At 31.2% G+C, this 15,077-nt stretch carries 11 protein-coding genes, 2 pseudogenes and 2 CRISPR repeat arrays; of the genes and pseudogenes, 9 read left to right on the top strand and 4 right to left on the bottom strand.

Annotation, left to right across the window (positions count from 1 at the left end; translation table 11 throughout):
- Positions 1-760: 760 nt before the first annotated feature.
- Positions 761-3,576: direct repeats of the CRISPR family, unit length 30 nt; unit sequence GTTTTTAGATTACCTATGAGGAATTGAAAT.
- A 97-nt stretch (positions 3,577-3,673) separates the two neighbouring features.
- From LN736_RS17905 to LN736_RS17895, 3 genes are read right to left on the bottom strand one after another with little or no spacing between them, the layout of a single operon-like run.
- Positions 3,674-3,880 (bottom strand): tyrosine-type recombinase/integrase, encoded by a 207-nt coding sequence (locus LN736_RS17905; RefSeq protein WP_326839101.1) that lies wholly within the window; start codon positions 3,878-3,880, stop codon positions 3,674-3,676.
- 49 nt (positions 3,881-3,929) lie between these two features.
- On the bottom strand, positions 3,930-4,325 hold the full coding sequence (locus LN736_RS17900) for a type II toxin-antitoxin system HicB family antitoxin (protein ID WP_150357930.1): 396 nt from the start codon (positions 4,323-4,325) through the stop codon (positions 3,930-3,932).
- A gap of 56 nt (positions 4,326-4,381) precedes the next feature.
- Complete coding sequence (locus LN736_RS17895) at positions 4,382-4,567, bottom strand: type II toxin-antitoxin system HicA family toxin (RefSeq protein ID WP_229982137.1); 186 nt, start codon at positions 4,565-4,567, stop codon at positions 4,382-4,384.
- 546 nt (positions 4,568-5,113) lie between these two features.
- Here LN736_RS17895 and LN736_RS17890 point away from each other — a divergent pair.
- Both LN736_RS17890 and cas6 read left to right on the top strand, forming a co-directional pair.
- Positions 5,114-6,328 carry a hypothetical protein gene (locus LN736_RS17890; protein WP_229982136.1) on the top strand — a complete coding sequence of 405 codons (1,215 nt, stop codon included), beginning with the start codon at positions 5,114-5,116 and terminating at the stop codon, positions 6,326-6,328.
- A 189-nt stretch (positions 6,329-6,517) separates the two neighbouring features.
- Complete coding sequence (gene cas6 / locus LN736_RS17885) at positions 6,518-7,255, top strand: CRISPR-associated endoribonuclease Cas6 (protein ID WP_229982135.1); 738 nt, start codon at positions 6,518-6,520, stop codon at positions 7,253-7,255.
- A gap of 885 nt (positions 7,256-8,140) precedes the next feature.
- Here cas6 and LN736_RS19280 read toward each other — a convergent pair.
- The gene (locus tag LN736_RS19280) at positions 8,141-8,446 is read right to left on the bottom strand and encodes a hypothetical protein (protein ID WP_407647204.1); all 306 of its coding nucleotides are present in this window, start codon (positions 8,444-8,446) and stop codon (positions 8,141-8,143) included.
- Positions 8,447-8,945: 499 nt separating this feature from the next.
- A CRISPR array of direct repeats spans positions 8,946-11,193; the repeat unit is 30 nt; unit sequence GATTTTAGATTACCTATGAGGAATTGAAAT.
- A gap of 85 nt (positions 11,194-11,278) precedes the next feature.
- On the opposite strand from LN736_RS19280, the pseudogene LN736_RS17880 reads away from it, so the two are divergent.
- From LN736_RS17880 to LN736_RS19270, 7 genes and pseudogenes are all read left to right on the top strand, one after another.
- Positions 11,279-12,420 (top strand): annotated as a pseudogene (locus tag LN736_RS17880) (IS3 family transposase).
- Between the two features lie 328 nt (positions 12,421-12,748).
- A complete protein-coding gene (locus tag LN736_RS17875; RefSeq protein ID WP_326839100.1) occupies positions 12,749-12,943 on the top strand; it encodes a terminase gpP N-terminus-related DNA-binding protein in 195 nt (64 codons plus the stop codon).
- A gap of 233 nt (positions 12,944-13,176) precedes the next feature.
- Positions 13,177-13,293, top strand: a pseudogene (locus tag LN736_RS19275) (IS630-like element ISBs2 family transposase); the annotation flags it as partial.
- A 186-nt stretch (positions 13,294-13,479) separates the two neighbouring features.
- Positions 13,480-13,875, top strand: coding sequence for a CRISPR-associated protein Csx20 (csx20, locus tag LN736_RS17870; RefSeq protein WP_229982133.1), 396 nt, complete (start codon positions 13,480-13,482; stop codon positions 13,873-13,875).
- A 58-nt stretch (positions 13,876-13,933) separates the two neighbouring features.
- Positions 13,934-14,233, top strand: a complete 300-nt coding sequence (locus LN736_RS17865) for a toxin-antitoxin system YwqK family antitoxin (protein ID WP_229982132.1) — start codon at positions 13,934-13,936, stop codon at positions 14,231-14,233.
- Between the two features lie 145 nt (positions 14,234-14,378).
- Entirely contained in the window at positions 14,379-14,834 is a 456-nt protein-coding gene (locus LN736_RS17860; RefSeq protein ID WP_229982131.1) for a hypothetical protein, read from the top strand.
- A 69-nt stretch (positions 14,835-14,903) separates the two neighbouring features.
- Positions 14,904-15,077 (top strand): transposase (locus LN736_RS19270; RefSeq protein WP_407647206.1); only part of this gene is annotated, 174 nt, incomplete at its 3' end.

Raw genomic sequence — 15,077 nt, 5'->3', positions numbered from 1 at the left:
GTCCTCTTTTAAAGGAGTAAAGATCTAGGCTCTGGCTGCTTCTTACACCATTTCACAGTAATACCAGAGTACATTTCAGGGAAAATAAGGCATATCTTATATATAAATGCTGCAAAGGCATTTTTTAAAAAATTCTTGCAAGAGAATTTTGGAAAGAGATGGGTTCATGCTTTTTCCGTGTCATTTATCTCACCTGACCTTGAAGGTTGGCTTCATATGGCTTATAGTGGGAGCTGTATATCTTGCTTTGACCACCAAGGGATTTAAAAATTTACCGCCTGTTTTTAAAGGTATATGACAGAACTGGCCGTCAGTTGATTTCCCAGTTGATTGATGATCCTTATTTACAGCGGGATTTTGAACTTGTATAATTGTATTAAAAATTTAACTGAGGCTTGTTTTTATCCGAACGCTACCATTTGCTAATACTCTCCAGCTTCTCAAAGTGGGAGATAAGCACTGCTACGCACCTGGGTTCTTCCACTAAAGGATAACGTATTCTAAGTGCTAAAGGCACTAACAATACTGTTAATAAGGTTCAGGTGGAGGAAAGTATTCCTTATTAGCAAACTCCATCTGAACCTAAGAATCACTTGAGGTAACTTTTGTTGTCAACCCTGAATAGAGTAAAAATCACCGGGGGTCGACAATTTTTATGTTTCCAGTTAACTTGCGACTTGAGATTGGTTTTTGAAATTCTTCCAAAAATTTTCTTAGATATTGCAATTTTGTACAAGCTGATGTATGCTTTGTTTGATTGGTTTTTAGATTACCTATGAGGAATTGAAATTTATTTCTATATACGAGTGTATCGGCTTGCCTTAAGTTTTTAGATTACCTATGAGGAATTGAAATACTATATTATCAAGCTCTATATGGAAGGGGTTTTTAGTTTTTAGATTACCTATGAGGAATTGAAATCGGAAAACAGCCTAAAGAGTATCCTTCTCAAGCAAGTTTTTAGATTACCTATGAGGAATTGAAATAAAGTAAGAGATGCCATAAATGGAGTAAAAAAAGCTGGTTTTTAGATTACCTATGAGGAATTGAAATTTAGGTGCAATGAAAAAGTTCAACACTGTATCTCAGTTTTTAGATTACCTATGAGGAATTGAAATTTATATTTAACTCCTAAATCTTTACATATCTGTTCTAGTTTTTAGATTACCTATGAGGAATTGAAATATATTTCCCAACCCTCTATATCACCTTTATCAAATCGTTTTTAGATTACCTATGAGGAATTGAAATAAATAAAAAAAGAGAGCCACATACCACAGAATTTAAGTTTTTAGATTACCTATGAGGAATTGAAATTCATAAGCTCAACCACCTCTATAAACACTATATAAGTTTTTAGATTACCTATGAGGAATTGAAATTCATGTTTTGTAGTTCTTTCTATTAGGTTACATTCAAGTTTTTAGATTACCTATGAGGAATTGAAATGTAATAAATTCCTCTGGTTCATTTTCTAATGTTTTCTGTTTTTAGATTACCTATGAGGAATTGAAATCTTGCTAGTTCAATACTTTCTTTAGCTGTTGCTGCAGTTTTTAGATTACCTATGAGGAATTGAAATTTTGAATTCATAATATTCCCCCATTATTTTAACTTAGTTTTTAGATTACCTATGAGGAATTGAAATAAGAAAAATAAAGATGGATATAAACATGTTGGAGCTGTTTTTAGATTACCTATGAGGAATTGAAATATATTAGCATTGCACTTTCTAGTCCTTCTATTTTCCCGTTTTTAGATTACCTATGAGGAATTGAAATATATATAAGTAAATTTTATCTTTATTATTAAGCTGTCGTTTTTAGATTACCTATGAGGAATTGAAATGATGCAATAGACAGTGAATTATGGAAAAACAGAATTGTTTTTAGATTACCTATGAGGAATTGAAATTCCCTTTTTTAAATTCTGTAAAACTAATTGATATTTTCGTTTTTAGATTACCTATGAGGAATTGAAATATTTTTTATAGCAATTAATTATAATTAAGTTATCTTGGTTTTTAGATTACCTATGAGGAATTGAAATTGGATATAGATAGAGGAGCTTACAACAAGGAGGATAGTTTTTAGATTACCTATGAGGAATTGAAATATTGAAAACATAGTTGAAAGCTTTAATATAGATGCAAGGTTTTTAGATTACCTATGAGGAATTGAAATACGATATTGCGTTTTGAGATTTATTTAATTTTTTAGTTTTTAGATTACCTATGAGGAATTGAAATTGACCTCTGTATTGTTTTTCTAGGCTTTTAATAACTGTTTTTAGATTACCTATGAGGAATTGAAATTACTGTCATTAGGAGCTTTTACTTCTGTATTTTTTCGTTTTTAGATTACCTATGAGGAATTGAAATATTGTTGGGTATGCGCAGTAGATACTAAAAGGCCTGAGTTTTTAGATTACCTATGAGGAATTGAAATCTGGTTATTTTCGTCATTTTGACGGTACCGCTGCCTTCGTTTTTAGATTACCTATGAGGAATTGAAATCTGAATAATAAAGTATTTTCAATATTTCTCGTCCTGGTTTTTAGATTACCTATGAGGAATTGAAATTAATTTTGTTGTACATGGCAATCAATCTTTCGGCATGTTTTTAGATTACCTATGAGGAATTGAAATCAAACTTATATCCATCATCCTCCTCCACAATAACAATAGTTTTTAGATTACCTATGAGGAATTGAAATAAGTAGATGCGGTGATAACAGATGAACCATATGGGAGTTTTTAGATTACCTATGAGGAATTGAAATTAAGATTTACAGAGAAGCCTTATCAACTTAAAAACAGTTTTTAGATTACCTATGAGGAATTGAAATCCGCAGTTTCAAACGCTGTGTACTGTTGTGCAGGCGGTTTTTAGATTACCTATGAGGAATTGAAATTGGATATATCCCAGGCTACATTAAGTAGGAGGCTAAATGGTTTTTAGATTACCTATGAGGAATTGAAATTCCAAAAAATAAATATTAAAATGCTGGAAAATGTCGTTTTTAGATTACCTATGAGGAATTGAAATAAAAGACAATATGATGATTTGATATAAGGTATAGCAGTTTTTAGATTACCTATGAGGAATTGAAATTCTAACTTTTCCTGTTCTTTTACAGAGAGAGTTGGTGTTTTTAGATTACCTATGAGGAATTGAAATAAAAGTACTTCAAAGAAATGTAATTGACCTAACAGGTTTTTAGATTACCTATGAGGAATTGAAATTTGGTATTCCAGTGAAAAGGCTTATTTGCTTATATGGTTTTTAGATTACCTATGAGGAATTGAAATTTAGTATATGCATCTATTGTTCCTTTGTCAATAACTGTTTTTAGATTACCTATGAGGAATTGAAATAGTGATGGCAATAGTGATGCAGAAAGGTTCAAAGAAGTTTTTAGATTACCTATGAGGAATTGAAATTCTTGGATTTCAGTCAATCCTTTTGCCAGAGATGTAGTTTTTAGATTACCTATGAGGAATTGAAATAGCTACCATTTGCAAGTTTTCGCCTATTTCTAACCCATGTTTTTAGATTACCTATGAGGAGTAGTAATATCAAAAATACTTTTTTCTAGAAGTGTTGATATTACTTGCATTGTGGGCATGTAGGAATCTTGCATATGCCCGGCTGGTGACAAATTGGGGACAAAATTATTTACCTTCAAATATGTCCTTGAACTGGTCGAATTCCTGAACAACTTTGTTTTCCATTTTCTTCGTAACACGCAGATACGTGTCTTCTGTAACTTTTTCGCTTGAGTGTCCAAGTCTTTCCTGGATAGATTTTACGGTGGCACCATGTTCCAGGAGATACGTAGCACTTGTATGACGCAGGCCATGGAGTTTTACGTGGCGTATCTTATTCTTTTAAAAAAAATTCCCCACCCAGAGTAGGGCAGGGAATACATTAGATGTTTAGCTTCTGCTTTATTGCTTCCTGTAGTAACTGGGAAAAATTAATTTTATTTTCCTCAGCTTTATACTTTAGCCACTGCGGCATTGTCACGTTGGTGTTTACAGTTTTGTTGTTCATCTGAGCCCTCGCAAGCTTCATATCTGCAATTATAGGAACAACAAAATTTCCATCTTCAATTTTTATTTTCTCCGGCGGCGTTGGCTCTGGTATTTCCTCCTTGTCATCCTCCATATTCCAGAGAAACAATTCTAAGCCGTCCTTCGCCATTGCAAGAGCCTCCTCCAGGGTGTCGCCCTCGCTAATACAGCCAGGCAAGTCCGGGAAGTATATAGAATATCCACCTTCTTCACAAGGTTGAAACACTGCCGGGAACATATATTTATCCATGTTATTCACTTCCTTATTGATTTACTATTTATTTGAATCTTCAAGTGGTGAGGGCTTTATTTTAACCCCGCCTGCTTGAATATTGACTTCAATGTTGTTTCTTTCAAATCCTTATGTCCATGGTCTGGTACTTGAACTTTTCCTTTCTTTGTCGGGTGAATGAAATGTCTATGCGAACCTTTTTTGTTTTTCTCAATCCATCTATCCGCCTTTAGAATTTTTATTACCTCCCTTGCATTCATTTCCTTCCCTCCCTACAATTATATTATAACGAACGTTGGAGAGCGTGCCAATAGTTTTTAGAAGATTCTTTAAAATATTTTTAAAAATATGCTATAATAAATTCATGAACTGCAACAAATGTTGTTTTTAAATAAGGTTAAGGTTCTTACTTGACCAAAGTTGAACCTCAACATGAGATGTATTTAAACTAAAAGAGGAGACACATCTCTGCATCTCCTCCGAATTATGTCTATTTTATATGGTTGGGGACAAATCGGGGACAAACACCACCCCCAGTTATATTTTATTGGCACACATTACCGACAAACCGGGGTTGAAAATCATACATTTGCCCCATTTATAGAATGTGCCACATATTATATACACCTCATTTCTATTTATAAGGAATTGAAATCCTGTTCATATAGTTCTCTAGGCATAACGTAATAATAGTTTTTAGATTACCTATGAGGAATTGAAATCGTGTTGAATAAACTGCATATGCACATCCTAAGCCGATTTTAGATTACCTATGAGAAAAAATAAAATGTTTGAAGGGAACTTATATGAGAAAACGGCATTATTATAAAGGTGAACCAATGGATATGTTACATACAGTAGCATTTAAAGAGATGTACCCTATCATTTCCTGTATGATAAAATTATCTTCACCTGTTAATGTCAACCGTCTTAAGAAAGCTGTTGAACTTACAAGTGTGCAAATTCCCGAAATCTTATGTTATTATCAACCTGCAAAAAATCGATGGGTTTATTCATCAAAATTGAAGCACACAGTAGTTGTCCAATTGGGAGAAAATGATGATCCTCTGCAGCAGCCAATTGATTTTCTTAGAGATACCCAGCTTAAAATTTTTATAAAAAATATACCGGAACCTATGATTTACATAGTGATGAGTCATATATTCACAGATGGTTCGGGTTTTAAAGAATTTCTTTATTTACTGGCTAATAATTATAACCATAAAAAATTAATCTCGAATTTTCATAACCAGCGTTCAAGTGAATCTATTGTAAAAACACTGCTCGGCAATAATAGAGAATATAAATCAAAGATGGATCTGCCTGATAATATTTTGACTGTACCATTTACAAATGAAGATCCTATTTTGAAGAAATTCATTGATTACATTGAGATATCAAGAGATAAATTTTTAAAAATCCACCAAAAAGCTAAAGAATATTGCCTAACTATTAATGATGTAATTATGGCTGCATATATTATTACTTTATCAAGAAAAACAGGATTGACAAAAATATCGCTTCCATGTCCAATTGATTTGAGGCAATTTTTTACTTCTCAATCACCGCGTATTGCCAATTTGACGGGAGAATATGGATTGATAATTTCAGTTGAAAACAATGATGATATTTTTACTATTGCTCGGAAAATTCACAATCATATAATAGATTTAAAGGACAGAAAGACATTTTTGCAGTCAATTCCAAAGCTGCAGTCAATTTATCACAAACTTCCTATTTTTCTTGTCCGCTGGATAATTTCGAATCATTACCATGTTCAGCCGGTTTCCTATACTAATTTTGGCATTCTCGACCAGCAATTTTATTTTGAAGACAATGCAATTTTACATTGTATGTTAACAGGGAGCTTCAGAAGAGTTCCACAATTTCAGCTGGCTGTTTCTACGTATTCAGGAGTATGTACTTTAAGCTTTTGCATGATAGGCAGTCATTTAAATAAAGAAGAAGGACATGATATGATAAAAAATATAGCTGTGTTATTGGAAAGATGGAGCCAATAATTGAATAAAAGCTTGAATAGTACACTTCTGCTGCTAATATGATTATAAGTTGAATCTTTTATTTGATTATATTTAGCATAGTGAGCTATACTTGAATTGATGGACATATTGGGGATGCGGGTAATAAACATTAGGTTTATTTCATAAGAGAGCTTTAAAATATGATTTAATAATTGGAGTTGAAAGAGTATGAGGTTAAATATAAATTTAGGATTTAAAGAAAAGTTAAGCCTGCCTATACATTACAATAACATACTCCAGGCAGTTATATTAAACTGGCTTGGAGATAAGAATTATCAAAAATTTATACATGACTGTGGATATAAGGTGGGAAAAAGGAAGTACAAGCTGTTTACGTTTTCTAAAATATATGGGAAATTTAATATAAACAGGGAAAGAAAAACTATAGATTTTTTTGACAATGCACATTTTACTATTTCATCTTTGGAAAATAAGTTCTTGAGTTATCTGGCATTAAATGTTATAGAAAAGGATAATTTTAAGTTTGGCAGCAATATAGTGAGGGTGAATTCAATTGAGACAGTAAATAATAAGATTTCTGAGAGAGAGGAAGTTTATACAAAGTCTCCAATAGTCATGTACAGTACTTTCAAAAATTATGCCGGAAATAAAACTTATTATTATAATCCTCTAGAACGTGAATTTAGTGAGCTTATAAGAAGAAATTTAATATATAAGTATGAAGCTTATTATGACAAGCTGCCTGTAAAAGATGATCTTTCCATAAGCCCTCTTAACATAAAAAAACTAAAGGAAAGAGTAGTTATTTACAAGGATTATGTTATAAAGGGGTGGGATGGAGAATTTTTAATTGAAGGCTCAAAAGAACTTATGGATATAGCTTATAATGCGGGCATAGGGTCCAAAAATTCTCAAGGATTTGGATGCATAGAGATAAAGAAATAAGCTATTAATGGTAGGCTATTCCTTGAGACTATGAATGAAATGTGAACAGAATGTAAGTAAGTTACTGTACATTAAGTTTTTTATGTTTTTGCACAATTATTCTGCAAAATATTGTAGACTTATTTTCCAACCTAATTTATAAATAAAAACAGCAAAAATCGTTGACTTACAACGTTTTATGCTGCTTTTTTCATAGTTATTCCAGAAAACTAAAAATGTCTGGAAAATTTTCAGAGAAATTCTTTATTTATGCTGCTTTAAGGCATATAATAAAAATAAAGAATGGCTATTTTACGTTAGTTGCTGAACCATAACATGAGATGTATTTATTATTCCGCCATACTCGTCTTGTCCCCAGCCATAAGTTGCTGAACCATAACATGAGATGTATTTGCTTTTTCTACACGATAAGATATAACTTTCATTTCAGTTGCTGAACCATAACATGAGATGTATTTTAGATGGCAGACCAGTACAAGCTATTATAATTGACCGTTGCTGAACCATAACATGAGATGTATTTAATCGTTCATCTGGCATCTCCTTTACAGTTTTCTTTGTTGCTGAACCATAACATGAGATGTATTTTAGGCTACGTACAGGACAGAGGTTACAAAATAGGGAGTTGCTGAACCATAACATGAGATGTATTTAAATTGATCATAGTATGTGGAAGGATTTTTATAAAAGATCGCTGAACCATAACATGAGATGTATTTAAATGTTCCCAAAACCTAATAAGCTTCTTATATTCTTTTCGCTGAACCATAACATGAGATGTATTTAAATCCATTGATTAAACTTGTTATTGACTTGATTTGACTTGCTGAACCATAACATGAGATGTATTTAAATGAAAAGAAGCCAACACCTGTATTTGTCAATTTACGGCTGAACCATAACATGAGATGTATTTAAATCAGCCCCAGAAGCTTGCTGAGAGATCAAGACTACAGGCTGAACCATAACATGAGATGTATTTAAATCGAGAGGAGGTGATACATATGTAGGTGCTATATATGCTGAACCATAACATGAGATGTATTTAAATTCACCATACATTTCTTCAATACACTGCTGAATACTCGCTGAACCATAACATGAGATGTATTTAAATAAGTGTACAAGCTCCTGCAACAGAACCACAGACAAAGCTGAACCATAACATGAGATGTATTTAAATAATTTCATCTTCCTTTCCTCCTCTCCTTAAATCTTTTGCTGAACCATAACATGAGATGTATTTAAATTTTTGTTGGTTTGGGGAATTTTGCTCCGGCTCCATGCTGAACCATAACATGAGATGTATTTAAATAATGGGAGGTAAGGATGTTTGTAGCAAGAGTAAAAGCTGAACCATAACATGAGATGTATTTAAATTCGTTTTTAGTATTTACTGTAAACGTGACAAGCTGGATGAACCTTAATATGAGATGTATTTAAATTTTGGCGCAGCAGGATATATCGGCTATGAGGGAGTGCTGAACCTTAACATGAGATTAATTAAAAAATGTTTTAGATCTGTATTAAATTTTATGTTGTCGACCCTAAATAGAGTAAAAATTACCGGAGGTCGACAATTTTTATGTTTCCAGTTAATTTGCGGCCTGAGATTGATTTTTGAAATTCTTCCATAGATTTTCCTGGATATTGCAATTTTGGACAAGCTGATGTATTCTATACTCGATGGGATTTTAGATTACCTATGAGGAATTGAAATTAGGTAGTATATACACTGCACCAGAACTGTTAGAGGAGATTTTAGATTACCTATGAGGAATTGAAATTAAGCATAATTTTATTTGCACATTTTTAAGCCTGCAGGATTTTAGATTACCTATGAGGAATTGAAATTGGATATACATTCCAACCCTTGGCATTAAAACTTACGATTTTAGATTACCTATGAGGAATTGAAATTGTAATAGGGGAAAACCTTAATAATATGTTAAAAAGATTTTAGATTACCTATGAGGAATTGAAATCTCTCAAGCCGACAGCATCATGGATTGGAGAGACTACCGATTTTAGATTACCTATGAGGAATTGAAATTATGTATAGCATCTGAAAGCAACCAACAGCTTTTTTTGATTTTAGATTACCTATGAGGAATTGAAATTACGAAAAATATTTGGTATATATACTTCGGGTGATGTGGATTTTAGATTACCTATGAGGAATTGAAATTCTTAAAATATGTGAAATAAATGAACTAGTGAAACAAGATTTTAGATTACCTATGAGGAATTGAAATTGGTTTGGAGATGGTCCTTATAAAAATTATGAAGAAGATTTTAGATTACCTATGAGGAATTGAAATATATTCTGTTAACAACATTATAACAAATTACGTTATAGATTTTAGATTACCTATGAGGAATTGAAATTATAGAGGCTAGAAACGCCTACTATAAGGAAAGAAATGGATTTTAGATTACCTATGAGGAATTGAAATTTTTGATGGGCTTGAATCTATAAACGTACTGGATAATGATTTTAGATTACCTATGAGGAATTGAAATCCTATTAGATATTAAGGAGGAATTGAAATCATGAAGAGATTTTAGATTACCTATGAGGAATTGAAATTAGCTCTCTTACTATAAATGGTGGTAACGTAAATATTCGATTTTAGATTACCTATGAGGAATTGAAATAGTCTATAGGATACAACGATAAAAGAGAGATAGAAAGATTTTAGATTACCTATGAGGAATTGAAATAGGCACTAATACACTAGATACGGAATAGTTAAAACTAGATTTTAGATTACCTATGAGGAATTGAAATCCTCCAATCTGTACCCGCCTTGTAAAATCCCTTCCAAGATTTTAGATTACCTATGAGGAATTGAAATTTAACTAAGCCTGATGCTGTAAGTATATCTTTATTTACGGATTTTAGATTACCTATGAGGAATTGAAATTTGGTTTCTGCAATTGTATGCTCTCTTTCTGTAGCTGCCTGATTTTAGATTACCTATGAGGAATTGAAATTGATATGCTGCAAGATACTTTTTATACCAGAAGAGATGGATTTTAGATTACCTATGAGGAATTGAAATATATTAATTCATTATTGGGAGGAAAATAAATGATACGATTTTAGATTACCTATGAGGAATTGAAATGTGCCTTAAATTCTAATTATCTTCCCATTCTCCCCAGATTTTAGATTACCTATGAGGAATTGAAATTTATCTATAATATCATTATAAAAACCATCTGTAAATAGATTTTAGATTACCTATGAGGAATTGAAATAACAATTCTTTACTAGCATTTTTATAAGTTCTAGAATGATTTTAGATTACCTATGAGGAATTGAAATCTAAATAATATCCATAGGTTATACAGAGAAGATCCCGATTTTAGATTACCTATGAGGAATTGAAATTACTTCCAATCCAATTCTTTATAAATCCTCCCATATCCGATTTTAGATTACCTATGAGGAATTGAAATTATTTATTGCTATGCAGCATATTTGTACAAATATGAATGATTTTAGATTACCTATGAGGAATTGAAATGTTAGATGTAGAAAATAAATCTCCTATGCTTATATTTCCGATTTTAGATTACCTATGAGGAATTGAAATTTGGTTGTATTATTTACAGTAGTTGATGAGAGCGAGGATTTTAGATTACCTATGAGGAATTGAAATTAGATGATACGGGCGTAGCTTATGTGGATGCAGAATGGATTTTAGATTACCTATGAGGAATTGAAATTCCAATCTGGGGCACAGGATAAATTTTGATGCAGTAAAGATTTTAGATTACCTATGAGGAATTGAAATAAAGCAAAAATTCTTATAGAACAATTCCCATATCTAAGATTTTAGATTACCTATGAGGAATTGAAATCGTTTGGGTGAAATTTTAGGTTTAACATGGGACCGTATGATTTTAGATTACCTATGAGGAATTGAAACTCCAGTAAGGATATTGCCCTGATCTGTACTCGAATTAATGAATACATATGAGTTAGCTATAACAATCATATGGAGAAGATAAGAAATGTCAGGTAATGGTAAGAGGTATAATACAGAATTCAGAGCAGATGCTATAAGGTTTGTAGTAGAAGAAGGTAGATCTGTAAACAGTGCGACAAATGATTTAGGCATAAATGATCAAACTTTGAGAAACTGATTAAATAACAAAAAGAAGAAAGAAGATCCTTCTAAATCTAAGATAGATGAACTTGAACATAAACTTAGAGAAAAACAGAAAAAAATCAATGAACTTGAGAAGTCAGTTGATATATTAAAAAAGCTGCCATCATCTTTGTCGGAGACAACCGCAGGTAATCTATAAATTTATTAAAAGTCAGCGTGGCATACATTCGGTTACAAAGATGTGCAAATTATTTAATGTGTCACGCAGTGGATATTACTTATGGAATAGGCCTTTAAAGAGTAAAATAAAAGCTGAAAATAGTAGGAAACAGTTATTTTAAGAACTGTTGGATCTGTGGACTTGAGAAGCTTCTCTGTGATGTAAGAGAGAAATTTCCACACTGCAGCAGGCAGAGACTTTATAGAATTCAAAAAGAAAATAAACTTTATTCCATAAGGAAAAGAAAATTCGAGGCAACTATATACTCAGATCATAGACTGTCAGTGGCTGAAAATCTCTTAAATCAAAATTTTAAAGTTGAAAATTCAAATTCTGTATGGGTAACTGATATTAGCTATATTAGTACACACGAAGGTTGGTTATATCTTGCAACTGTAAAAGATATATGTACAAAGGAAATAATAGGATGGTCAACAGTAAGTAATATGAAAGACATCACTGTGTATAAATGTACTTAAAAATGCTGTAAAAAGGTATAGACCTGGACCAGGATTGATACATCACCAGACAAGGGAATACAATACTGCAGCAGTAAATATGAGAAATTTCTAAAAACAAATAAAATAATATGCAGTATGAGCTATAAAGGTAACTGTTATGATAATGCATGTGCTGAAATATTTTTCAGCACCATAAAGTCTGAATTGCTCTATCAAAAAGAATATAAAACACGGGAAGAAGCAAGATGTGATATATTCTGGCATATTGAAATATACTATAATAACCAAAAGAAGAATCAGGCAATTGGCTATAAGATACCATCTCAGTTCAGAAAAGAATTTAATATTTTAATGGCATCATAGTCGATTTTAGAGAAAATAATATGGTAAACAATAACAATAGTAATTATGCGATATTGAGAGAAATTTTAACTTTGTAGTGTCCACTTTTTCGAGAAAAGCTCAATAAATATTATACAAATAAAAAACTGTTAGACTAGATGGAATTATATAGAAAGTAATAAGTATATAAATATCATTCCAATAAATTCTGAAATAAAATTCACTAAATAGTAGAATTATAAGAATATAATAATTCTAACTATAGGATACATGATAGAATAAGTTATTATGTTGAAAATCAGATTTTGAAGAAGTCAACCAGGCACTAAAAAATAACACAAATAAGAGAATGTATATAAGATATATGGTAATTCTGAACTATCTTCAAGGATACAAGCTTAATGAGATTGCTTATATGAATAATATATCTTTTCAAACTGTAGGTGTTTATGTTAAAAAGTATAAATTGTTCAGGTTAAGTGATCTGGCTATGGGCAAGAGCTTAAGAGTTCCCCGTCATCTAACCAATGACCAGGAATTATAACTAATTAAAATAATTACAACCAGAACCCACGATGAAGAAGGTTTTACCGCAAGAAAAAACTGGGACACTACGATAATAAGGTAGCTGGTAATGAAATTTCATGGTGTTTCCTACTGTCAAAGAGGAATGTTTGAAGTATTATACAGGAATAATTTAAGTTTTACCCGGTCAACCTATTCTTTAAAAAACTGATGAATCAAAGCAAAAAGAATTCAAAGAACAGTTTGAACTTTGATAATTCTCGTATTTACTACGTAAAACTTATCCAACCATTCCTAGAGTTTATCCCTCGATTAAGGCTTGTATTCCTTCCACAGTACAATTCGCAGTTCAACCTTATCGAAGACTTATGAAAATGGCTTAAATCTGACATTATAAATAATGTATTCTATCCTATCAGGAGCTTTTTGGGTTGAAAAATTAATTTAAATAAATTGTAATATTATCTACATATATGAAGGATTTAACAGAAAATAAATAGAATACTTAATCATAAGAAATGTTAAATCTAATGAAAAGTGATGAGAATAAATAAAATGACAAAGATGTTTTTACTTTTTTCACATAAACTGCTTGAAAGTCAAAAAGAGGAAGCTATGTCAAGGTTCAATGTAGATAAATTTATAGAATTGCCTGGTAAACTTCGGAATAAGTGGTCAGATGTGCCCTCACAAGGTGATATACCAAAAGGATATCTTGATGAGATAATTAATTTTATCAATTTAAATAAATCGGAAAGAAATTATGCTTTAGTGGAGGGTGAATATGGAATTATATATGTAATGGTACAATGGTGTATAAAAAATAAAGTTATTCCTCTTTATGCTGCTGCAAAGAGAGTATATAAGTCATTTTGTAATAGTGATGGTTCAATAAGTGAAATACATATTTTCAAGCATGTTACCTTTAGGTTGTATAAGGATGTTTATTAATTATATTAAAAATCGAATAAAAATTTAGTAATAAATTTAATATTTATGGAGATTTAGTATGGATAATAGTAAGCATAAAAAAATTTATGATTTGTATGATGAAGACGGAAACCTATATGGCAGAAGAATGATTGAAATTAATAAATTGAATAGGAAAAGAAAAATATATTATAACAATTGGAAATTATGTAAGAAAGGAATATTTAAAAAAGGAAAATTAAATGGAGAAGGAGAAGTGTATTATGAAAATGGGAAAGAATATTATCCCAATGGAATTTTGAAATATGAAGGACAATTTAAGAAAGGATTAAAGAAAAGTACTGGGAAATCATATAATACTGAAAGTGTGTTTTGGTAAAAACCTGATTATTCAGAAGGAATCTACTGGAATGATGATTATGAAACTGAGGATGAATTCTGGGAACATGAATAAAGTTTGATTGATGTATTTATGAGGGAAAAGTGAGATTTTATTTATAGGGCAGAAAAGGTAGGGAAGATATATGATTTATATTTTTTTAGATGAAGCAGGCTCGTTTGAATGTAATGATAATGATAAAATTAAAAGAGAAGTGATAGGAGGTGTAATTTGTAAAAATATAAAAAATGAAAAGTCTATAAAGACATTGACTGATGGCTTGGAGAAGCAATTTATAAATGCTGGGGGATATGATTACTATAATAAAATACATGGTAAGCGAAGAAATGGTAAAATTCAAAATGCCGTTTTAAAAAGTATATTTATAGATAAAAAATGCGGGAATAAAATAATTCCCTTTTACATAGAAAGAGGGAATGTTAATAAAAAAATTTTTTCAAATATAACAGATGATAATAATGCTTCATTTCTTTATTTAAATATGTTGAACAGGGTAATATCAAATCTTTTGTTATATAAATCAGAAATAATGGACGATGATAATGAGGTAATTGTAAATCTGCCTACGAGAGTATTATAATGGACCCAAGAATTCAGACAAAAAAATACTTGCTTTTTAGTTAGGTTCTCCATAATATTTTTATTAAGGATGGTGAATAACATGAGAAAAAATTACAGCTCTGAATTCAAAGCAAGATTAGTACTGGAAGTACTTCGTGGAGAGCGTACTTTAAGCGAAATAGCTTCTGAAAATCAAGTCCATCCCAATATGCTCACAAGATGGAAAACAGAAGCTGTAAAGAATTTTTCACAGCTTTTTGAA

The sequence above is a fragment of the Clostridium aromativorans genome (genome assembly GCF_020908015.1).
Classification (GTDB): Bacteria; Bacillota; Clostridia; order Clostridiales; family Clostridiaceae; genus Clostridium_B; species Clostridium_B aromativorans.
This window is presented reverse-complemented; position numbering and strand designations above follow the sequence as displayed.

Excerpts from the sequence above, each read along its gene's own strand:
- LN736_RS17900 (WP_150357930.1), bottom strand. The coding sequence starts at position 4,325 with ATGGATAAATATATGTTCCCGGCAGTGTTTCAACCTTGTGAAGAAGGT.
- LN736_RS17895 (WP_229982137.1), bottom strand. The coding sequence starts at position 4,567 with ATGAATGCAAGGGAGGTAATAAAAATTCTAAAGGCGGATAGATGGATT.
- LN736_RS17890 (WP_229982136.1), top strand. The coding sequence starts at position 5,114 with ATGAGAAAACGGCATTATTATAAAGGTGAACCAATGGATATGTTACAT.
- cas6 (WP_229982135.1), top strand. The coding sequence starts at position 6,518 with ATGAGGTTAAATATAAATTTAGGATTTAAAGAAAAGTTAAGCCTGCCT.
- LN736_RS19280 (WP_407647204.1), bottom strand. The coding sequence starts at position 8,446 with ATGAAATTATTTAAATACATCTCATGTTATGGTTCAGCTTTGTCTGTG.
- LN736_RS17875 (WP_326839100.1), top strand. The coding sequence starts at position 12,749 with ATGTATATAAGATATATGGTAATTCTGAACTATCTTCAAGGATACAAG.
- csx20 (WP_229982133.1), top strand. The coding sequence starts at position 13,480 with ATGACAAAGATGTTTTTACTTTTTTCACATAAACTGCTTGAAAGTCAA.
- LN736_RS17865 (WP_229982132.1), top strand. The coding sequence starts at position 13,934 with ATGGATAATAGTAAGCATAAAAAAATTTATGATTTGTATGATGAAGAC.
- LN736_RS17860 (WP_229982131.1), top strand. The coding sequence starts at position 14,379 with ATGATTTATATTTTTTTAGATGAAGCAGGCTCGTTTGAATGTAATGAT.